This window comes from Propioniciclava sp. LT294, from assembly GCF_059516005.1.
This window is the reverse complement of the sequence record NZ_JCAKNG010000001.1, coordinates 335,871-356,714: the sequence shown is the minus strand read 5'-3', so window position 1 is coordinate 356,714 and position 20,844 is coordinate 335,871. Positions and strand designations below refer to the sequence as shown.

16 protein-coding genes are annotated in these 20,844 nt (G+C 68.6%); 7 read left to right on the top strand and 9 right to left on the bottom strand.

The window, feature by feature from the left end:
- Window positions 1–53 precede the first annotated feature (53 nt).
- Genes AC5YDA_RS01660 through AC5YDA_RS01645 form a run of 4 tightly spaced genes read left to right on the top strand, consistent with a single transcriptional unit; the run spans window position 54 to window position 4,718 of the window.
- Window positions 54–2,513, top strand: a complete 2,460-nt coding sequence (locus AC5YDA_RS01660) for a DMSO/selenate family reductase complex A subunit (RefSeq protein WP_496188161.1) — start codon at window positions 54–56, stop codon at window positions 2,511–2,513.
- 4 nt (window positions 2,514–2,517) lie between these two features.
- Complete coding sequence (locus tag AC5YDA_RS01655) at window positions 2,518–3,147, top strand: DMSO/selenate family reductase complex B subunit (RefSeq protein WP_496188160.1); 630 nt, start codon at window positions 2,518–2,520, stop codon at window positions 3,145–3,147.
- Between the two features lie 3 nt (window positions 3,148–3,150).
- Entirely contained in the window at window positions 3,151–4,071 is a 921-nt protein-coding gene (locus tag AC5YDA_RS01650; RefSeq protein WP_496188159.1) for a dimethyl sulfoxide reductase anchor subunit family protein, read from the top strand.
- Window positions 4,072–4,073: 2 nt separating this feature from the next.
- Window positions 4,074–4,718 carry a TorD/DmsD family molecular chaperone gene (locus AC5YDA_RS01645; protein ID WP_496188158.1) on the top strand — a complete coding sequence of 215 codons (645 nt, stop codon included), beginning with the start codon at window positions 4,074–4,076 and terminating at the stop codon, window positions 4,716–4,718.
- On the opposite strand, the gene AC5YDA_RS01640 is transcribed toward AC5YDA_RS01645, so the two are convergent.
- From AC5YDA_RS01640 to AC5YDA_RS01610, 7 genes are all read right to left on the bottom strand, one after another.
- Window positions 4,715–5,623 carry a 4Fe-4S dicluster domain-containing protein gene (locus AC5YDA_RS01640; RefSeq protein ID WP_496188157.1) on the bottom strand — a complete coding sequence of 303 codons (909 nt, stop codon included), beginning with the start codon at window positions 5,621–5,623 and terminating at the stop codon, window positions 4,715–4,717. The two genes, AC5YDA_RS01645 and AC5YDA_RS01640, sit on opposite strands and share 4 nt — an antisense overlap.
- A 7-nt stretch (window positions 5,624–5,630) precedes the next feature.
- Window positions 5,631–5,891 (bottom strand): DUF6457 domain-containing protein, encoded by a 261-nt coding sequence (locus AC5YDA_RS01635; RefSeq protein ID WP_496188156.1) that lies wholly within the window; start codon window positions 5,889–5,891, stop codon window positions 5,631–5,633.
- A gap of 98 nt (window positions 5,892–5,989) precedes the next feature.
- Window positions 5,990–6,724 (bottom strand): respiratory nitrate reductase subunit gamma, encoded by a 735-nt coding sequence (narI, locus tag AC5YDA_RS01630; RefSeq protein ID WP_496188155.1) that lies wholly within the window; start codon window positions 6,722–6,724, stop codon window positions 5,990–5,992.
- The gene (narJ, locus tag AC5YDA_RS01625; RefSeq protein WP_496188154.1) at window positions 6,721–7,497 is read right to left on the bottom strand and encodes a nitrate reductase molybdenum cofactor assembly chaperone; all 777 of its coding nucleotides are present in this window, start codon (window positions 7,495–7,497) and stop codon (window positions 6,721–6,723) included. Before narJ ends, narI begins: the two co-directional genes overlap by 4 nt.
- Window positions 7,497–9,215, bottom strand: a complete 1,719-nt coding sequence (narH, locus tag AC5YDA_RS01620; RefSeq protein WP_496188153.1) for a nitrate reductase subunit beta — start codon at window positions 9,213–9,215, stop codon at window positions 7,497–7,499. Before narH ends, narJ begins: the two co-directional genes overlap by 1 nt.
- A 32-nt stretch (window positions 9,216–9,247) precedes the next feature.
- Window positions 9,248–12,973 carry a nitrate reductase subunit alpha gene (locus tag AC5YDA_RS01615; RefSeq protein ID WP_496188152.1) on the bottom strand — a complete coding sequence of 1,242 codons (3,726 nt, stop codon included), beginning with the start codon at window positions 12,971–12,973 and terminating at the stop codon, window positions 9,248–9,250.
- A gap of 103 nt (window positions 12,974–13,076) precedes the next feature.
- On the bottom strand, window positions 13,077–13,739 hold the full coding sequence (locus tag AC5YDA_RS01610; RefSeq protein WP_496192724.1) for a helix-turn-helix transcriptional regulator: 663 nt from the start codon (window positions 13,737–13,739) through the stop codon (window positions 13,077–13,079).
- Window positions 13,740–13,972: 233 nt separating this feature from the next.
- On the opposite strand from AC5YDA_RS01610, the gene AC5YDA_RS01605 reads away from it, so the two are divergent.
- From AC5YDA_RS01605 to AC5YDA_RS01595, 3 genes are all read left to right on the top strand, one after another.
- Window positions 13,973–15,334 carry an MFS transporter gene (locus tag AC5YDA_RS01605; RefSeq protein ID WP_496188151.1) on the top strand — a complete coding sequence of 454 codons (1,362 nt, stop codon included), beginning with the start codon at window positions 13,973–13,975 and terminating at the stop codon, window positions 15,332–15,334.
- Window positions 15,331–16,734, top strand: a complete 1,404-nt coding sequence (locus AC5YDA_RS01600; RefSeq protein WP_496188150.1) for an MFS transporter — start codon at window positions 15,331–15,333, stop codon at window positions 16,732–16,734. The genes AC5YDA_RS01605 and AC5YDA_RS01600 overlap by 4 nt, the downstream gene beginning before the upstream one ends.
- A gap of 559 nt (window positions 16,735–17,293) precedes the next feature.
- Entirely contained in the window at window positions 17,294–19,090 is a 1,797-nt protein-coding gene (locus AC5YDA_RS01595; RefSeq protein WP_496188142.1) for an ABC-F family ATP-binding cassette domain-containing protein, read from the top strand.
- Window positions 19,091–19,127: 37 nt separating this feature from the next.
- On the opposite strand, the gene AC5YDA_RS01590 is transcribed toward AC5YDA_RS01595, so the two are convergent.
- Together AC5YDA_RS01590 and lipA are read right to left on the bottom strand one after the other, a co-directional pair.
- Entirely contained in the window at window positions 19,128–19,895 is a 768-nt protein-coding gene (locus tag AC5YDA_RS01590; protein ID WP_496188149.1) for a DUF4191 domain-containing protein, read from the bottom strand.
- Complete coding sequence (lipA, locus tag AC5YDA_RS01585) at window positions 19,896–20,843, bottom strand: lipoyl synthase (protein WP_496188141.1); 948 nt, start codon at window positions 20,841–20,843, stop codon at window positions 19,896–19,898.
- Between the last annotated feature and the right edge of the window lies 1 nt (window position 20,844).

Below are 20,844 nucleotides of genomic sequence, written 5' to 3'. Positions count from 1 at the left end.
CGCCAGAACTACACTGTGTCGGAGTAGAACTTCCCGATCGACAGGGGTGCCCCATGAGTGAACCGTCTGCACGGACGACCGGAGTGCTGCCGCTGAGCCGCCGCCGATTCCTGCAGTGGAGTGCGGTGGCCGGAGGTGCCGCCGGCGCCATGGGTCTGGGCGGTTGCGGACTGCAGCCGCGCGAGCAGAACGCCCCTGCCACCGAGGACGCGGTGGTCTGGAGTGCGTGCACGGTGAACTGCGGCAGCCGCTGCCCGCTCCGGTTGGCTGTCAAGGACGGCACGATCGTCCGCGTGGACCCCGACGACACGGGCGACGACGAGCTCGGCAGCCAGACCATCCGGGCCTGTGTGCGTGGACGCTCGATCCGGCAGCGGATCTACTCGCCCGAGCGGCTCAAGAAGCCCCTCAAGCGCATCGGAAAGCGCGGCGAGGAGAAGTGGGAGGAGATCTCCTGGGACGAGGCCTTCACCCTGATCGCGGACAAGCTCAAGGAACTGATCGCCGAGTACGGCAACGAGTCGATCTACCTCAACTACGGCACCGGCGTCCTCGGGGCCACGGTGGCGACGTCCTGGCCGCCCCGCGCGACGGCCGTGTCACGGCTCATGAACTGCATCGGTGGCTACCTCGATCACTACAACGACCACTCGGCGGGCAACGTGGAGGCCGCGGTCGACTTCCACTACGGCGCGTGGCAGGGGTCGAACAGCAACGACGACACCCGCAACTCCAAGCTGGTCGTGATGTTCGCCAACAACCCGCACGAGACGCGGATGAGTGGTGGGGGCGAGGTGTTCGTCACCCAGAAGGCCAAGGAGGAGTCGGGGCACCGCCTGATCGTCATCGATCCGCGCCTGTCGGACACCGCGGCGAACCTGGCCGACGAATGGGTGCCCATCCGCCCGGGCACCGACGCGGCCCTCGTGGCCGGCATGGCGCACGTCATGATCAGCGAGAACCTCCAGGACCAGGCGTTCCTGGACACCTACTGCGTCGGCTGGGACGAGGACCACATGCCTCCGGGCGTCCCGGCCGGCAACTCCTACCGCTCCTACGTGCTCGGGCTCGGCCCGGACGGGGTCGAGAAGTCGCCTGAGTGGGCGGCGCGTGTCACGGGCCTCCCAGCCGCCACCATCGTCCGACTCGCACGCGAGATCGCCACGACCAAGCCATGCGCCGTCAACACCGGCTGGGGTCACCAGCGGCACAGCAACGGTGAGAACCAGGCGCGGGCCCCCATGGTGCTGGCCAACATGATCGGCGCGAACGGCATCCCGGGTGGCGGAACCGGCGAGCGGGAGAGCGCGGCCAACCTCGGCATGGCTGCCTTCCCCGTGCTGGAGAACCCCGTGCGTCCGGTCATCTCGCACTTCCAGTGGCCCGAGGCCATCACGAACGGCAAGGGTTGGACGTACCGCGACGGCGTGCGTGACCTCAAGAACCTGAACAGCAACGCGAACGTCAAGCATGACATCGTGCTGAACAGCAACATCAAGTTCATCTGGAACTACGGCTCGAACGCGCTGGTGAACCAGCACGGCCAGATCAACGACCTGCTCACGATCATCACCGACGAGAGCCTCGTGGAGATGATCGTGGTGATCGACAACCAGATGACGGTGTCGGCGCGCTACGCCGACATCGTCCTGCCGGACGTGACGACGGCCGAACAGGTGGATCTGGCTGCCCAGGGCAGCGCCGGCAACATGGGCTACGCGCTCATGGCGGACAAGGCGATCGAGCCCCTGTACGACTCGATGCCCGTCTACGAGCAGTTGACGGGCATCGCCGAGAAGCTGGGGGTCAAGGACAAGTTCACCGAGGGTCGCACCCAGGAGGACTGGGTGCGGTGGATCTACGACGAGAGCCGCAAGAACATCCCCGACCTGCCGCCCTTCGAGCAGTTCCGCGAGCAGGGCATCTTCAGGAAGAAGCTCGATCCGGTGATCGGCATGAAGAAGTTCCGGGAGGACCCCGTCGCCAATCCCCTCGGGACGCCGTCGGGCAAGATCGAGATCTTCAGCTCGAACCTGTACGCCATGAGCCAGGACTGGCCGGTCGAGGACGGCAACGGGATCGACCCCCTGCCCGTCTACCGAGAAACCCGCGAGATGCCCGGCGACGCCCTGCAGGACACGTACCCCCTGCAGTGCATCGGCCACCACTACAAGCAGCGGACACACTCGAGTTACGGGAACAGCCCGTGGCTGAAGGAGGCGCACCCGCAGCACGTCTGGATCAGCGACCTCGATGCCGACAAGCGCGGGATCAAGAACGGTGACAGCGTCGTGGTGTTCAACGACCGGGGCCGGATCAAGCTCCCGGCCTACGTGACGCCCCGCATCATCCCCGGCGTCGTCTCGGTGCCCCAGGGCGCGTGGTACAGGCCGGAGAGTCCCGGTGGTCTGGACGTCGGCGGCTCGGTGAACACGCTGACCTCGATGCAGACGACCTCGTACGCGAAGGCGAACGGCGTCCACTCCGCACTCGTCGACATCAGGAAGGCGTGAGGACATGGCCCAGTACAAGCAACTGGCCTTCTGGTTCGACCAGAGCAAGTGCACCGGCTGCAAGGCCTGCTCGATCGCGTGCAAGGACAAGCACGACCTGCCGGTCGGCGTGACCTGGCGCCGCGTCGCCGAGTACACGGGCGGCTCGTGGGTGGCGGATGAGCGGACGGGCACGTTCACCAACAACGTGTTCGCCTACTACACGTCGATCTCCTGCAACCACTGCGCCGACCCGATCTGCGTGGCGGTGTGTCCCTCGACCGCCATGCACAAGGGCGAGAACGGCGTGGTCAGCGTCGATCCGAAGGTGTGCATCGGCTGCCGCTACTGCGAGATGGCCTGCCCCTACAGCGCGCCGCAGTTCAACCCCGACAAGGGCGTGATGACCAAGTGTGACTTCTGTGCCGACCGCATCGCGGCCGGTGAGGATCCCGCGTGCGTGGCTGCCTGCCCGTCGCGTGCGCTGGGTTACGGGGAAGCGGACGACGTCCGCGCACTGCTCGGAACCCAGAACGCGGTGGAGCCGCTGCCCGACCCCACCATCACCCGACCCAACCTGGTCGTCATCGCGCACCCGAAGGCCCAGCCGTCGGGGCGGGGGACCGGGCGCATCGCCAACCGCGAGGAGTTGTGAGCCATGTTGAATGAGCTTCCCCTGGTGATCTTCACCATCGCCGCCCAGATGTCGGCCGGCTCGTTCATCGTGCTCGGTCTGATCAACGTCCTCGGCATCGGCGTCAAGCAGGAGACCATGGAGCGGGTCACGAACCCGGCCCTGTACGCGATCGGCCCGTTGCTGATGCTCGGCTTCATCGCGTCCGCCACCCACCTGGGGCACCCCCTGAACGCCCTGAACGCCATCCGGCACTTCCCCGCGTCGCCCCTGTCGCTGGAGGTCGTGGTCGGCTCCGCGTTCCTCGGCGTCGGCGCCCTGTTCGCCGTCCTGCAGTGGTTCAAGCTGGGCCCCGCCCGCCTGCGTCAGGCGGTGGCGGTCCTCGCAGCTCTGCTGGGAGTCGCGCTGGTCTGGGCCATCTCGCAGGTGTACTCGCTGAGCACCGTCCCGGCGTGGGCGACCTCCTACACCCCCCTGCGTTTCTTCCTGACGGCCTTCCTGCTCGGCGGACTGGCGGTCGGGGCGGCGCTGGTCATCGCGGCCGGCGTCCGGGCCAAGAAGGGGGACGAACTCGAAGCGGCCGGCACGAATCTGGTCAAGCGGTCGGTGCGCGGCATCGCGTTCGGCGCCATCCTGGCGCTCGGGCTGAAGTCCATCGGGCTGCCCGCCTACATCGGCTACCTGGGCACACACCCGTCGCCCGCGGCGTCCGAGTCGTTGCACCTGCTCACCGACACCTACGGAGCGTTCTCCGCCGCCCAGACGATCCTCGTGTTCGCGGGTATCGCCCTGCTGGGCTACCTCCTGTACCGGTTGTCCGGCCAGGCGGACGCCGGTTCACGTCTGCTCCCCACGATCGCGGTGGCATCGTTCCTGCTGGTGCTGGCCGGTGAGGTCATCGGCCGGATGCTCTTCTACGCGAGCATGGTCCGCGTCGGCGTGTGATCGTGGCGACGACGGACGAACTGGACGCAGTCGCGTCGGCGTGCGCCTTCCTCGCGCACCTCTTCCTGCGCAAGGAGGCCGGGCCGGCGACCCTCGCCAACGTGGACGCCAACCTGGCTGCGGCCTGGCCACTCTCGGGCCGGGCGCAGGGGGCGGCCGACACGGAGCGCGGCGTGGCCCTCCTGGGGCGCGCGGTCACGGCTCCGGCACCCGTCTCTGACCTCGCCGCCGACCACACCCGGCTTTTCGTCGGCCCCGGACCGATGAAGGCCTGCCCGTGGGAGTCAGTCCACCGCTCCGAGGAGGGGCTCACCTTCGAGGCGGAGACCCTGCAAGTGCGCCGTGCCTACGCCGAGGCGGGCTTCGAGGCCCCCGCGTTGAACCGGGAACCGGACGACCACATCGGCCTCGAACTGGCCTTCCTGGGTGAACTGGCGGTCGCCGCGCTCGATGCACGCGAGGGCGGTGACGCGGCGGCTGAAGCCTTCGCCCTCTCCGCTGCCGGAGCGTTCGTGCGTGACCATCTGGGGGTCTGGGCGCCGGGCTTCGCCGACCTCGTCATCGAGCACGCCGCCACCGACCTGTACCGGGCCGCCGGTCACCTGCTGCGCGGCGCCCTGCCCACCTTCGAGGCCGTCCTGGCCTAGCCGCGTTCCTCCAGGCGTCTGCGCACGTGCTCGGGGAGCCGGTCGCGCACGGCCTCGGGCACGTCCCAGCCAAACGGCTCAGCCCTGCGCTGGGCGCACGGGCCACACAGGCCGTCAGGCCGGTCGAGGGGAACGGGGGTCCCGCAACGCGGGCACGCCCGGGTGTGGAGCCTCGCCAACGCCAGCGGCTCGGCCGAGAGGGTGGTCGCCCAGGGATGATGTTCGCCCAGGCTGATGGCGTGCTGGGGGCAGGCGGACGCGCACGCCCCTTCGGCCCGGCAGCGGTCGGGGCGTTGGAGCAGGGTGCTCACCCCCCCGGCGTGGGTGAGCGCGAGTGCGTCGTGAGGGCAGGCTCGCACGCAGACACCGCAAGCGATGCAGCCCGCGACGTCCAGCGCCACGCCGGGCGCAGTCCCTCCCTCGTCCGCCCCGCCCCGGACTCCCAACGCGCGCAGCGACGCCACCAGTCGGGCCTGGTCGTCGGTGTCCACGGGGTGCTCGATCACGGCCGGTTCGGTGTGGGGACGGACCAGGAAGCGTCGCCCGACCGGCGGGTTCGCCTCGCTGACCAGCATGACGGGCTGCCCGGGGGCGGGAGGTGCCGTTCGGACGGCGACGCGGGTGTCGGTGAGGGCGGGGAGGGGCTCGAATTGCGTGGGGACGACCCGGGCGGGGCAGGCGTCCTCCGCGGCCAGCACGGTGCAGCCGCCGGCGAGTGCGAGGTCCACGAGTCGGTGCGCGGGAAGGTCGGCCAGGCATCCCGCCAGGCGCAGGGCCGTCGATCCGGCGCCGGCGGCGTCCGGGGGTGCGTCGGAGCACAGCACGACCAGACGATCCGGACGCGTGCCGGCGGCCCACCGGAGCAGGCTGGCGAAGCGGTGATCGGCACGCTCCCGGTCGAGCATCCGGGTATCAGCTCTCGCCCGTCCGGGCCGCGCTCGCGGCGTCGACCAGGGCGGCGTGGGCGGTCTCGAGGTCCACGCCGGAGCCCGCTGCCAACCCGAGCAGGAAGGCGGACACCGGGGCCATCGGACGGGTGAACAGGGTGGCGACCTCTGCGGAGACGCGGTGCAGGGCGGCGGTGTCGACCTGCACCGGATCGACCCCGACCGCGGCGCAGACGTGGTCGATCCAGGGCTGCCAGAGGACTTGGTCCACACGAGGTCGACTCATGGAGCCAGCCTAGCCCAGTGCAGTTCCGATGCCCGGTGGGACGGCACGACGCGGGCCCTGTGCACAGGGCCCGCGTCGGGTGGCGGGGGAGCGTCAGGTCAGCGACGCGCCGTCGGGCTGGTCCACGTGCCCTGCGGTGCCCGCGACGGGGTCGGACGCTGGCCGGTGTCGCCCTTGCTGCGGTAGACGACGTACGGACGCGTGAGGTACCCGATCGGGGCCGAGAACACGTGCACCAGACGGGTGAACGGCCAGATCAGCACCAGCAGGAACGCCGAGACCGCGTGCGCCTGGAACTGGAAGGGCGCGTTGGCGATCAGGTCAACGTTCGGCTGGAACGCGAAGACACTCCGGAACCACGGGGACACGCCGTCGCGGTAGTGGTACTCGTCGCTCAGCGCGGTGCTGATGGTGTTCCACATGCCGAAGAAGATCGTGATGCCGAGCACCAGGTACATGACCTTGTCGTTCACGGTGGTGGCGTTGAAGACCGTCTTCACCGTCCGACGCCGGAACACCAGGATGATGAAGCCGACCGTGATCATCAGACCGGCGGTCACGCCGCCGCCGACGGCGATCCAGTGGTAGGCCTCCGGACTCATCACCATGTCGGTCCACGCCTTCGGGATGATCAGACCCATCGCGTGACCCACGATCGCCAGCAGGATGCCGAAGTGGAACAGCGGCGAACCGATCCGCAGCATGCGCGACTCGTAGAGCTGCGAACTCCGGGTCGTCCAGCCGAACTTGTCGTACTTGTAGCGCCAGATGATGCCGACGACGAACACGCCCAACGCGATGTAGGGGAAGACGGCGAACAGGAAGAGGCTCATCGGGGGGCTCCTGTCAGGTCGAGGGAGAGATCGAGGTCGTCATCGGCGGGGTGCGGGTTGAGGCGCGGGTCCAGGGCGTAGCCGTCGAGGCCGACCTCCTCGTCGGGCGGCCCCTCGGCGAGCAGGCGGGACACGGCCTCGGCCTGGGAACCGCTCATCGGCGGGAGCGTGGCACGCAGGGCGGTCACCGCGTCCGCCCATGGGGAGGACTTGGCGTCCAACCCGAGCTGCAGCAATTCGATGCCCGAGCGGTGGTCGTTCAGCAGCTTCCACGCCACGTCGACCGAGCCGGTGGCCCCGAACTCCAACACCACGGAGAGGTGGTCGGGCAGTTCGTCGTCGCCGATCTCGAGGCCGGCGCGGCGGTAGGCCTGCTTGAACTGGACCAGCGCGATCCCGCGCTTCCGGGTGTCGCCATGGGCGTAGTAGGTCAGGTGCAGGGCGCACTTGCGCGTGGTGTCGAACGTGTCGACGTACCGCGACTGCAGGGCCCGGGCGTCCGCCTCGGCGAGGTGGTCGGTCAGCCGCACCAGCGGGACGCCCACGGCGTCCGGCAGGGCGGTGGCCGCCTCGCGGATCTGGGGCAGCAGCGCGGTCACGCGATCGTCGGGGTAGGACAGCAGCAGGGAGGTGAGCTGCCACGCCATCCGCAGGTCGGTCTCGGCGAGGGCCGGTGCCGGGTGCTTGCGGCGCGACGCCAGCGCCGGCTGAGCGCCGGCTCCGGGGTCGCGCCCGACCAGGCGGCCCAGCCATTCAACGGGGCTGGGCGCCATCACTCACGCTCCTGCACGGTGTTTCCCCTGAGCGGGGCCTCCGCCTTCGGGTCGGCAGGGATGTCGGGCCCGGCGCCGGGGATGCCGTGCCGGTTCTCGACCCGCTCCGGGCTCGCCTTGCCCGGCATGCCGCGGCCGTCCCAGTTCAGGTAGTCGACCGAACCGGGGACCTGGCTCAAGTCGTCGGCCTGCATGCGTTCCTTGGTCTCGCGCAGGGTCTGGATCGCGACCGGAACCGGCCCGCCCGAACCACCGCCGAAGGATCCCGGACCACCCTCGCCGACGGGGCAGTCCGTGGCGAGCTCCTCCAGCGCGTGCGCCTGCTCGGCGTGCGCGGTGGGGATCACGTAACGCTCCTCGTACTTCGCGATCGCCAGGAGGCGGAACATCTCCTTCACCTCGTCGCCGGTCATGCCGACGGCTTGGGCGATCTCCTCGCGCGGCTCCCGCTCGAGGTTGACGTCGCGCATGTAGGAACGCATGGCCGCGAGCTTGTCGAGCACCCGGCGGACCGGTTGGACGTCGCCGGCGGTGAACAGGTTGGCCAGGTACTCCAGCGGGATCCGCAGCGCGTCGATCGCTCCGAACAGGTTGCCGGCGTCCTCGGCGTCCACGCCGGTGTCGCGGACGGCGTCCACGATCGGGCTCAGCGGCGGGATGTACCAGACCATCGGCATCGTCCGGTACTCCGGGTGCAGGGGCAACGCGACCTGGTAATCCTGGATCAGGCGGCGCACCGGGGACTTCTTCGCCGCCTCGACCCAGTCCGAAGGGATGCCCTGGCGCTCCGCCTCGCGGGCGATGGCAGGGTCGTTGGGGTCGAGGAACACGCTGCGCTGTGCCTCGTACAACTCCTTCTCGTCCTTCACCGACGCAGCCGCGGTGACGGCGTCCGCGTCGTACAGCATGAGGCCGATGTAGCGCAGGCGGCCGACGCAGGTTTCCGAGCACACGGTCGGGATGCCGACCTCGACGCGTGGGTAGCAGAAGGTGCACTTCTCCGCCTTGCCGGTGGAGTGGTTGAAGTAGATCTTCTTGTACGGGCAGCCCGAGATGCACATGCGCCAGCCGCGGCAGCGGTTCTGGTCGACCAGGACGATGCCGTCCTCCTCGCGCTTGTAGATGGCGCCCGAGGGGCACGACGCCGCGCAGGTCGGGTTGAGGCAGTGCTCGCAGATGCGGGGCAGGTAGAACATGAAGGACTTGTCGAACTCGAAGGTGACCTTCTCCTCGATGCCCTTCAGCATGGGGTCGTCGTGCCCGGTCTTGTAGGTGCCGCCCAGGTCGTCGTCCCAGTTGGCGCCCCACTGGGGGTTCATCGGGCGGCCGTCGAGCATCGAGTGCGGGCGGGCGACCGGGAACGTCTCGGAGGCGGGCGCCTCGATCAGGTTCTTGTAGTCGTACGTCCAGGGCTCGTAGTAGTCCTCGATCTCCGGCAGCTTGGGGTTGCTGAAGATCGTGGCCAGCTTCCGCAGGCGACCGCCGCCCTTGAGCTTGAGGCGGCCGTTGCGGCCGAGTTCCCAGCCGCCCTTCCACTTCTCCTGGTCCTCGTAACGTCGGGGGTACCCCAGGCCGGGGCGCGTCTCGACGTTGTTGAACCAGACGTACTCCAGGCCGGTGCGGTTGGTCCACGCCTGCTTGCAGGTCACCGAGCAGGTGTGGCAACCGATGCACTTGTCGAGGTTCATCACCATCGCCATCTGGGCCATGATGCGCATGTTCTTCGTCTCCTTGGCTCGTGGTGGTGGTGTCAGTACTTCAAGGGGGCGGTGCGCTTGCGCAGCATCGTCACCTCGTCGCGGTTGTTCCCGGTCGGACCCAGGTAGTTGAACGCGAACGCCAACTGGGCGTAGCCGCCGATGATGTGGCTGGGCTTGATCAGGATGCGCGTCATCGAGTTGTGGATGCCGCCGCGGCGCCCGTTGGTCTCGGTGAGCGGCACGTCGATGAGGCGGTCCTGGGAGTGGTACATGAACACCGTGCCCTCGGGCATCCGGTGCGACACGATCGCGCGCGCGGCGACGACGCCGTTGCGGTTGACCAGCTCGATCCAGTCGTTGTCGTCGATGCCGACCTTTTCCGCGTCCTGCACGCTCATCCACACCTGCTGGCCACCCCGGGACAGGTTCTGCATGAACCAGTTGTCCTGGTACTGGCTGTGGATCGCCCACTTGAAGTGCGGCGTCAGGTAGCGGACGGACACGCCCAACTCGGTCTGCTCGCCCAGCGGCGTCTCGCCGAACAGGTGGGTCATGTTGAGCGGGCCCCGGTAGGTGGGCAGCTTCTCGCCCAGGGCGTCCATCCAGTCGTGGTCGAGGTAGAAGTGCTGACGACCGGTCAGGGTGTGCCAGGGCTTCAGGCGCTCGACGTTGATGGTGAACGGCGAGTAGCGGCGTCCGCCGGATTCGCTGCCCGACCACTCCGGCGAGGTGATGACCGGCGTGGGCTGACCCACGATGTCGCTGAACGTGATGATCTTCCCCTCGTGCTCGGCCGCGAGGTCGTGCATCAGCGTGCCGGTCCGCTTCTCCAGGGTCTTGAAGCCCTGGACCGCCAGGTGGCCGTTCGTGGTGCCGGCCAGCGCCATGATCGACTCGGCCACGTGGATGCCGTGGTCGAGCTTCGGGCGACCCGCGGCCACCCCGTCTCCGGTCCTGACGCCGTTCTTGCCCTTGAGGTAGGTGATCGCCGAGTTCACGTCGACGGTGACGGCCTTCGTGGTGGTGCCGAGGCGGTCCATCAGCGGGCCGATCGCGCCGTACTTCTCACCGATCTGGGTGTAGTCGCGCTCGACCAGCACCAGCTTGGGCATGGTCACGCCCGGGATGGGATCGACCTCGCCGGTCTTCCAGTCCGCGACGATGCCGTGGGGGGTCGCCATGGCGTCGGGCGAGTCGTGCATCAGCGGGACGGCCACCACGTCCGTGCGCGTGCCCAGGTGCGTCTGGGCCAGCTCGGAGAACTTGTTCGCGAGCAGGCGGAAGCTGTCCCAGTCGGTCTTGCTCTGCCACGGCGGGTTGATGGCCGGGGTGAAGGGATGCACGAAGGGGTGCATGTCGGTGGTGTTGATGTCGTGCTTCTCGTACCAGGTGGCGGCCGGCAGGATCACGTCCGACATCAGGGTCGAACTCGTCATGCGGAAGTCGAGCGTGAGGACGAGGTCGAGCTTGCCCTGGGGGGCCTCGTCGTGCCACCGGATGTGCTGGGGGCGCAGGTGCTCCGGGGTCTCCTCGGCGCTGACCGCGTGGTCGGTGCCCAGCAGGTGCTTGAGGAAGTACTCATCGCCCTTCGCCGAGTTGCCGAACAGGTTGGCGCGCCACAGCATCAGGACGCGGGGCCAGTTCTCCTCGGCGTCCGGGTCCTCGACGGCGAACTTCAGTTCGCCCGACTTCAGCGCGTTGGCCACGTAGGGGCCGACCTCCTGGCCGGACGCCTTGACCGCGTCGCCGATCTCGAGCGGGTTCCTGTCGAACGTGGGGTAGGACGGCATCCATCCCGAACGCGCCGACTGGGCGAACAGGTCGGCGGTGACCTTGCCCTTGAACATGCCGTTGCCAGCCGCGCCCGCACCCAGCTCGTCCGCGCTGAAGGTGTCGTAACGCCACTGGTCGGTGTTGATGTACCAGTAGCCCGTCTGGATCATCTGGCGCGGCGGCCGGCTCCAGTCCAGGCCGAAGGCCATCTGGGCCCAGCCGGTGATCGGGCGGGCCTTCTCCTGGCCGACATAGTGGGCCCAGCCGCCACCGTTACGGCCCTGGCAACCGGTGATGGTCGTCAGCATGAGCATGGTGCGGTAGATGAGGTCGGAGTGGTACCAGTGGTTGGTGCCGGCGCCCATGAGGATCATCGAGCGACCCTGGGTGTCCTCGGCGTTCTGCGCGAACTCGCGGGCGATGCGCTCGACCTGCGCAGCCGGCACGTTGGTGATCATCTCCTGCCACGCCGGCGTGTAGGCGCCCGACTCGTCGTCGTAGCCGGCCGGCCACTGGCCCGGCAGGCCCGGACGTCCGACGCCGTACTGCGCGAGCATCAGGTCGAAGACCGTGGTGACGAGCCTGTCGCCGACCCGACGCACCGGGACGCCGCGGCGCACGGTCTGGGCGCTGCCGTCCGGGGAGTCGAAGATCGGCAGCTCGATTTCGACGGCCTCGTCCCCGAGCAGGGTGAGCTCGGGGCGGAGGTCGCCGAGATCGAGGTTCCACTTGCCCAGGCCCTCGTCGCCGAAGCGGTGGCCCAGGGTGCCGTTGGGGATCGCCGGCGCGTTGGTCGCCGCGTCCCACAGCGCCGGCTTGAACATCGCGTTCTCGCTGCCGGACTGGTCGTTCTCGAAGTCGCCGGCGACCAGGTTCTTGCCGGGGCGGAAGATGACGGCCCCGTCGGCCCCGGTCGCCACCGGGTCCAGCGTGACGAGGAACGGCAGGTCGGTGTAGGCGCGGGTGTAGTTCTCGAAGTAGGGGACCTGGCGGTCGACGAAGAACTCCTTGAGCACGACGTGGCCCATGGCCATGCCGAGCGCGGCGTCCGTGCCGGGGGCGACGGGTAGCCACTCGTCGGCGAACTTCACGTTCTCGGCGTAGTCCGGGCTCATCACGACGACCTTCTGGCCGCGGTAGCGGGCCTCGGTCATCCAGTGGGCGTCCGGCGTGCGGGTCAGCGGGACGTTCGAGCCCCACATGATGAGGTAGCCCGCGTCCCACCAGTCGCCCGACTCGGGCACGTCGGTCTGGTCACCGAACACCTGCGGCGAGGCGACCGGTAGGTCGGCGTACCAGTCGTAGAAGCTCAGCATCGAGCCGCCGATGAGGCTGGTGTACCGCGCTCCCGAGGCGTGCGAGACCATCGACATGGCCGGGATGGGGGAGAAGCCCGCGATGCGGTCCGGGCCCCAGCGCTTGATGGTGTAGACCTGCGCGGCGGCGATCATCTCGACCGCCTCGTCCCAGCTGGCGCGGACCAGGCCGCCCTTGCCCCGGGCGCTCTTGTAGCGCTTGGCCTTGACCGGGTCCTGCACGATGGACGCCCACGCCACGACCGGGTCGCCGTGCTCGCGCTTGGCCTCGCGGTACATCTCCAGCAGGACGCCGCGCAGGTACGGGTAGCGCACGCGGGTGGGGGAGTAGGTGTACCAGGAGAACGCCGCGCCACGGGGGCAGCCGCGGGGCTCGTACTCGGGCTTGTCGGGACCCGCCGACGGGTAGTCGGTCTGCTGGGCCTCCCACGTGATGATGCCGTCCTTGACGTACACCTTCCAGGAGCAGGAACCGGTGCAGTTCACTCCATGGGTGGAACGCACGACCTTGTCGTAGGCCCAGCGGTCGCGGTAGAACCAGTCGCCGCGGCCACCCTCCTTGAAGATCGCGCGGTTGTCGGGCGTGATGGTGGACTTCCTGAAGAACTTGCCGGCGCCGATGAGGGCATCGGCGAGCGGGCCGTCGAGGCCGACGGGCTGGGTCGGCCGGGGCTGCGTGGCGGTCATCGGAGGGGCCTTTCGCTCGGGACGGTTCTGACGGGGAACGGGGGGTAGGGCGTCAGGCGGGCGACGCAGAGATCGGGCTGGACGAAGGGCTCCAGTTCAACGGTCACGCCTTCCTCCCCGAGGGCGTCCAGGGCCCCCTCGAGGACGCCGCGGTGGACGCCGCACGCCACGGCCGGGTTGGCGGCGGCAGTTCCCGCAACGGGCAGCGGTTCAGGCACACGCGGCTCGTGCGGCCGCCGGCCTCGGTGGTGACGGACGGATCGAACCCCCAGCTGTCCAGCAGGTCGATGAGCGCGCCCAGCTTGCCCAACCATTGCCCCGGCGTGCGGGCGGGGGCGGCACGGACGTCTGGGTCGAGCGCCGTGCTGATGGTTCTCTGAGACCAGCGTCGCCCCGCGGAGACCGCATCGGGGTTGACCGACGCCATCGCCTCGGTGAGGACCTCGGCCAGCAGCCGGTAGGCGGACGGGTCGCCGACCTCGGCGAGGTTGCCCGGGGCGGCGGTGAAGTGGTGGCGTGGGCGTCCGACGCCGGTCCGCTCGGCATGCCTGTGGACCAGCCCCGCCAGCTCGAGGCGTTCGAGGTGGTGGCGGACGGTGGTGACGTGCAGGCCGACACGCTCGCCCAGTTCGGCCGCGGTGAGGCCCTTGCTGCGGTTGGGGGTGTCGGCGGTGGCCAGCACGGGCAGGTTCGCGAGGGTGTCGAGGATGGCGCGGCGTACGGGGGAACCCAACACGTCCAAAGGCTGGACTGGCTCCTCGGTCATCGTCGTCCTCAGGTTGGTCGGGCTGCTGGCGCCACCCATTTAAAGGATGGTGATGGAGAGTCTAGCCAGATGGCCGGGGCTGCGCGCAACGTTCGGCTGGTTCGCGATTCAACCACCTTGTGGCTGGGGTGTTCACCCTTCCTACGGCATGTAGTTGACGTTGTCGGATGCCTTGTGGTTTGATCGCCCTCGTCCTGCTTTAAAGGACCTGAGTCCACTATTCGAGGAGCCCCATGACTGAGGGTGCACCACGTCACGAGGCGCCCGGGTCGGGGCGCGTCCTGACCATGTCCACACTGGCGTTCACGATGATGTTCGCCGTCTGGTTGATGTTCGGCATCTTGGGCAAACCCATTCAGGCCGAGTTCGGCCTCACGGACGTGGAGCTGAGCTGGATCAGCGCCGTGGCGGTGCTGAACGGCTCGATGTGGCGCCTGCCGGCCGGCATGCTGGCCGACCGGATCGGCGGCAAGAAGGTCATGATGTTCCTGCTGCTGACCGGTGCCGTCGCCTCCTTCGCGGTCTCGTTCGCCGACAGCTACGCGATGCTGCTGTTGCTCGCGTTCCTCGTCGGTTTCGTCGGCAACAGCTTCAGTGTCGGTGTGTCCTGGAACAACGCGTGGTTCACCGATCGCAGCAAGGGCTTCGCGCTGGGCCTGTTCGGGGCGGGCAACGTGGGCGCCTCCGTCACCAAGTTCATCGGACCGGCGATCATCGCGGGCACCGCGGGTGCGACGTACGGATTGGGTGTCGTCGGCGGCTGGCGGCTGATCCCGGTCATCTATGCCGTCCTGCTCGTCGCCATCGCGGTGGTCATGTTCTTCGTCACCCCGCACCGCGACCGCATGCCCGGGGCGTCCCGGACCGTGCGGCAGATGCTGCGGCCCCTCACGGACATCCGCGTGTGGCGCTTCTCCTTGTACTACGTGGTCGTGTTCGGCGCCTACGTCGCCCTCTCGGCCTACCTGCCCGCCTATTACGTCGACAACTTCGGTGTGGACCTGGCCACCGCGGGCCTGCTGACGGCGACCTTCATCTTCCCCGCCTCCCTGTTGCGCCCGCTGGGCGGCTGGTTCAGCGACCGCTGGGGCGCTCGCCGGGCCATGTACGGCACCTTCTTCGTGATGCTGGCCGCCTCCGGCGTGCTGATGATGCCCAACGGGCACATCGTGCTCTACCAGCCCGACGGTGGTCGCAACGAGGTCATGCACTACTCGATCAGCCTGTGGCTGTTCGTGGCGCTGGTCTTCGTCATCGGCTGCGCGATGGGCATCGGCAAGGCGGCCGTCTACAAGCACATCCCGACCTACTTCCCGGACAACGTCGGCTCGGTCGGTGGTCTGGTCGGGATGCTCGGCGGTCTGGGCGGTTTCTTCCTGCCCCCCATGTTCGCCTACACCAAGGCGTTCACCGGCATGGCGAATTCCACCTTCGCCATCCTGTTCGCGGTCACCGGGATCTCGCTGCTGTGGATGCACGTCACGATTCACCGCATGCTGAACACGCAGTCCCCGCATCTCGGCGATGATGTCGACGTACCCCCCACCATGGCGGACGTCCCGGCGTTCCGCGCCCGAGAGGAGATCAACGCATGAGCGGTGCAGAGGAGAAGGTTCGCTCGGGCAGTGAGTGGCTGACCAGTTGGGATCCGGAGAACGAGGCCACCTGGGACAAGTCCCTGGCCTGGCGCACCCTCTGGATCACCACGTTCAGCCTCACCATGTGCTTCATCGCCTGGTTCCTCCCCAGCGCGATCATCCCCAAGCTCAACGCCATCGGCTACGACTTCACCCGTGAGCAGCTCTACTGGCTCGCGGCCACCCCGGGCCTGTCGGCCGGCCTCCTGCGACTGGTGTGGATGGTCCTCCCGCCGATCATGGGCACGCGCAAGATGGTGGCCCTCACCACCCTGCTGCTGATCTTCCCGGTGCTGGGCTGGGGTGTGCGGACGATGCTGCCGGGAACCGCGCCCTACTGGGAACTGCTCGTGCTGGCGTTCCTGGCCGGCATCGGCGGCGGTGCGTTCTCGGGCTTCATGCCGTCCACGTCGTACTTCTTCCCCAAGCGGCTCTCGGGCACCGCGCTCGGCCTCCAGGCCGGCATCGGCAACTTCGGCGTCTCCCTGGTCCAGCTGCTGACCCCGTGGATCATCGGCTTCGGCATGTTGTGGTGGATGGGCATCAGCCAGGAGATGAAGATCCCCGGGAAGCCCAGCGCGACCGTCTGGTACCAAGCCGCGTCCTACGTCTGGCTGCCGTTCATCCTCATCGGTGCCTTCCTGGCCTGGAAGTACCTGAAGTCGGTGCCGATCAAGGCCAACATCAAGCAGCAGTTCGACATCTTCTCCAACCAGGACACCTGGTGGATGACGATCCTCTACATCATGACGTTCGGCACCTTCTCGGGCCTCTCGGCGCAGTTCGGCCTGCTCATGAACAACCTGTACGGTTCGGGCAACGCGGCGATCGTCGAGGGTGTCGGGGCCACGGCGCGCCTCCTCGTCGAGGGCTATGCCGTGCCCGACCCCGCCAAGTACGTGTTCCTCGGGCCGCTGGTGGGTGCGGGGGCCCGCATCCTGTTCAGCCCGCTGACCGACCGCATGGGTGGTGCCATCTGGACGCTGGTCTCCGGCATCGGGTTGGTCGGCTCGATCTGGTGGACCATCGGGGGGCTGACCCCCGACACCACGTCGGCGGCGACCCTGAGCGCCGGCTTCAACCGGTTCCTGTGGGGGATGCTGCTGATCTTCCTGTTCGCGGGCATCGGCAACGCCAGCACGTTCAAGCAGATGCCGATGATCTTCGAGCGTCGCCAGGCCGGCGGCGTCATCGGGTGGACGGCTGCGATCGCGGCCTTCGGTCCGTTCCTGTTCGGCATCGGCCTGACCACCCTCGGAGTCGTGCCGTTCTACTGGATCGGGGTCGTCTGGGCCGTCCTGTGCGTGGCCCTCACCTGGTGGCGCTACGCCCGACCGGGTGCGCCGCGACCCAGCTGATCGGTGTCGCTGACCCCGTCCCTCAGGGGGGCGGGGAGAGGCGCCAGGAGCGCCCCGTCCGCTGCGGACGGGGCGCTCCTGCGTTCCTAGTGAGGCCCTTGTTGGCATGGGTTGGCACCAACGGTTGGCGGACAGCTTGATTATTAGTCTGCCAGACCATAATATGGAGGTGTCCTCGAGGGAGGACAGGAACCAGAAGGAAGGGAGGGAAAAAATGAAGCTCAACGACATCGTCGAGATGTGGAACGAGATTTCCGAGGACATGGTCCAGGCCCACCAGCTCTGACCGTCCGCACGGACGACCGCGCGAGGACCCTCGCGCCCACCACCCAACACCCGAGCAACAAATCGAAGGAGGACCGCCATGAAGCTCAACGACATTGTCCAGATGTGGAACGAGATTTCCGAGGACATGGTCCAGGCGCAGCAGCTCTGAGCTGATCGCCTGAATCCCTTCAGGCCCCCACGTGGGGCGTCGTCAACCCAAGCCTGGCACCACAATGCGGTGGTGTCGGGCTTGAACCATGTCTGGGCCCGCACCCACTAGGCTTGAGCGGCCATGGCACACCTGCTCGGGGCTGAAGGCCTCCACCTCGAATTCCCCACCAAGGTCGTCTTCGACTCCGTCACGCTCGGAGTCAACGAGGGCGACCGCATCGGCATCGTCGGACGCAACGGCGACGGCAAGTCGAGCCTGCTGTCCATGCTGGCCGGACGCCTCGAGCCGATGGCCGGCAAGGTCACGGCGCGGCGCGGCCTGCGCGTCGGCGTCCTGGACCAGGCCGACACCCTCGATCCGACCCTGACCGTGGCGCGGGCGGTCGTCGCCGACGCTCCCGAGCACGAGTGGGCGGGGGACCCGCGCGTCCGGGACGTCATCGGGGGCCTGCTGGCCGACGTTCCCTGGGACGGGGTCGTGGGTGACCTGTCCGGCGGTCAGCGCCGCCGCGTCTCCCTCGCGGCGCTGCTGGTCGGTGACTGGGACGTGCTGGCCCTGGACGAACCCACCAACCACCTCGACGTCGAGGGCATCACCTGGCTGGCCGGGCACATCAGGCAGCGTTGGGCGTCCAACGCCGGTGGACTGCTGGTGGTGACCCACGACCGCTGGTTCCTGGACGAGGTCTGCACCGCGACGTGGGAGGTGCACGACCGCATGGTCGAGCCCTTCGAGGGCGGCTACGCCGCCTACATCCTCCAGCGCGTCGAGCGTGACCGCCAGGCCGCCGCCATCGAGCAGCGTCGGCAGAACCTCGCCCGCAAGGAGCTCGCCTGGCTGCGCCGAGGGGCGCCGGCGCGCACCTCCAAGCCGAAGTTCCGCATCGACGCCGCGAACGCGCTCATCGCCGACGTCCCGCCGCTGCGTGACCAGGTGGCGCTGCAGTCGCTGGCGGTCGCCCGGCTGGGCAAGGATGTCGTCGACCTGCACGACGCCGGGGTCTCCTACGGCGACAAGGAGGTGCTGCGCGGCGTCGAGTGGCGGCTGGCGCCGGGGGAGCGGACCGGCATCCTCGGCGTGAACGGCGCCGGCAAGTCGACGCTGCTGAAGCTGATCGACGGCTCATTGGCTCCGACGTCCGGACGCGTGAAGCGGGGCAAGACCGTGCAGGTCGCCACCCTCAGCCAGCAGTTGGGTGGGCTGGAGGAGCACCTGGACGAGCCGGTCCGCATCCTGATCGGACGCCTGCGTACCAGCTACACCCTCGGGTCGGGTTCCAAGGCGCAGGAGATGACGCCCAGCCAGTTGCTCGAGCGGCTCGGGTTCTCCAGCGCCCAACTGAGCACGCCGATCAAGGACCTGTCCGGCGGCCAACAGCGACGCCTGCAGTTGCTGCTCATCCTGCTGGCCCAGCCGAACGTGCTGATCCTCGACGAGCCCACCAACGACCTCGACACCGACATGCTCGCCGCCGTCGAGGACCTCCTCGACTCGTGGCCCGGCACCCTGATCGTGGTCTCCCACGACCGGTACTTCCTCGAGCGGGTGACCGATCAGCAGTACGCGGTGATGGGGGGACGGCTGCGTCACCTGCCCGGCGGCGTGGAGGAGTACCTGCGCCTGCGGGCGGCCGGGGTTCAGTCGTCGGCGCCCAGGCCCGGTCCGGCGCGGGCCGCGGCACCCGGGCTGACGGGGGCGGAACTGCGCGCTGCCCGGAAGGAGGTCGAGGCACTGGAGCGCCGCATCGCCAAGCTGACCGCCCGAGCCGACGCCGACAAGATGGCCCTGGCCGAGTTCGACCACAGTGACTACGAGGGTCTGGCCGCGCGGATGGAAGCCATCCACGCGCTGGAGGCCGAGGTCGAGGAGCTCGAACTGCGCTGGCTGGAGCTGTCGGAGGAACTGGAGGGCCCCTGAGGGCTCCGACACCCTCCGGCGGAGGGTGTCGGAGCGGTCAACGACCCCGCATCGCGCGGTTGATGCCCTTCGGCGCGGGCATCGGGCCCTTGGGGACCGGGGCCTTGGGGCGCACGGCGTCCAGAGCACGAAGGCGCTGGCGCACCTCGGCGACCTGGTGGGGCTGCAGCACCGTCGGCATCTTCAGGATGCGCTTCTCGAGGTCGCCGAGCTTGACCTGCCCCTCGCCGTTGCCCAGGTACATCGCGGTGACGGGGGTGCCGTAGGCGATCGACTCGTGCTTGCGGGCCTCGCCGTTCAGCAGCGGCTTGACGCGACCGACGGTGCCCTCGCCGATGAGCACGACGCCGCAGGGGCCGACGACGCGGTGCACCAGGTCGAGCTGCCGGGTGGCCGTGATGCCCATGTCGTAGGTGTACTTCTTCTTGTTGAGCAGTTGGAGGGCCACCTCCGCGGAACCCGGCTGGCCCTCGTAACGCTTCACCATGGCGCCCTTGACACGCCGCGTGAGCACCAGCATCGCGCCCAGCAGGCCGGAGACCAGCGCCAGCGGCAGCCAGGCCCACCACGCGAGGTTGGCCAGCAGGCCGATGACCGCGATGACGACGGCGACACCGACCGCGACGCCGAGCATCCACCACGTGACGGCGGGATCGATCTCGGCCGTCCGCTTGTAGGCCTCGCGGAACTGGCGGATCTGGCCCCAGTCCCGGGGGTCGTCGCTGTTCTTCTTGCGCAGCTTCTCCGCCTTGATGGCGGCCTTCTGCTTCGCGGCGAGTTCTTTCGCCTTCTCGCTAGCCATGATTCACTCCACGGGTTGGTTCTGCGGTGCCTTCTTGCGGGCCTCGATGGCCTGCCGGTACAGGCGCCCCGCACGGTAGGACGAGCGGACGAGCGGCCCGGAAAGCACTCCTGCATATCCTAGGGCCTTCGCCTCGTCCTCCAGCGCCTGGAACTCATCCGGCGTCACCCAGCGGTCGATCGGGTGGTGCAGCGCCGAGGGACGCAGGTACTGGGTGATCGTGAGCAGTTCGGTGCCGGCGTCACGCAGGTCGACCAGCGCCTGGCTGATCTCCTCGCGCGTCTCGCCCATGCCCAGGATGAGGTTCGACTTGGTGACCAGGCCGGCCTCGCGGGCCTGGGTGAGTACGTTCAGGGATCGCGCGTAGTCGAAGGCGGGACGGATGCGCTTGAAGATCCGCGGGACCGTCTCGACGTTGTGGGCGAACACCTCCGGCGCGGCCTCGAAGACCGTCTCCAACGCCCTGCGCTCGCCCTTGAAGTCGTCCACGAGCAACTCGACGCCACAGCCGGGGTTCAGCTCGCGGATCTGGCGGCAGGTCTCGGCGTACAGCCACGACGCCCCGTCGGGGAGGTCGTCGCGGGCGACGCCGGTCACCGTGGCGTACCTCAGACCCATCTCACGGACGGACTCCGCGACGCGGCGGGGTTCGTCCTTGTCATAGCCGGTCGGACGCCCCGTGGCGATCTGGCAGAAGTCGCAGCGACGGGTGCACTGGTCACCGCCGATGAGGAAGGTGGCCTCACGGTCCTCCCAGCACTCGAAGATGTTGGGACAGCCGGCCTCCTGGCACACCGTGTGCAGTCCGCCGTCCTTCACGCGGTTCTGCATGTCCTTGTACTCGGGACCCATCACCGCCTTGGTCTTGATCCAGGACGGCTTGCGTTCGATCGGGGTCTCCGCGTTCCTTGCTTCGATGCGAAGAAGGCGGCGAGGCTGCGTGTCGGTCACC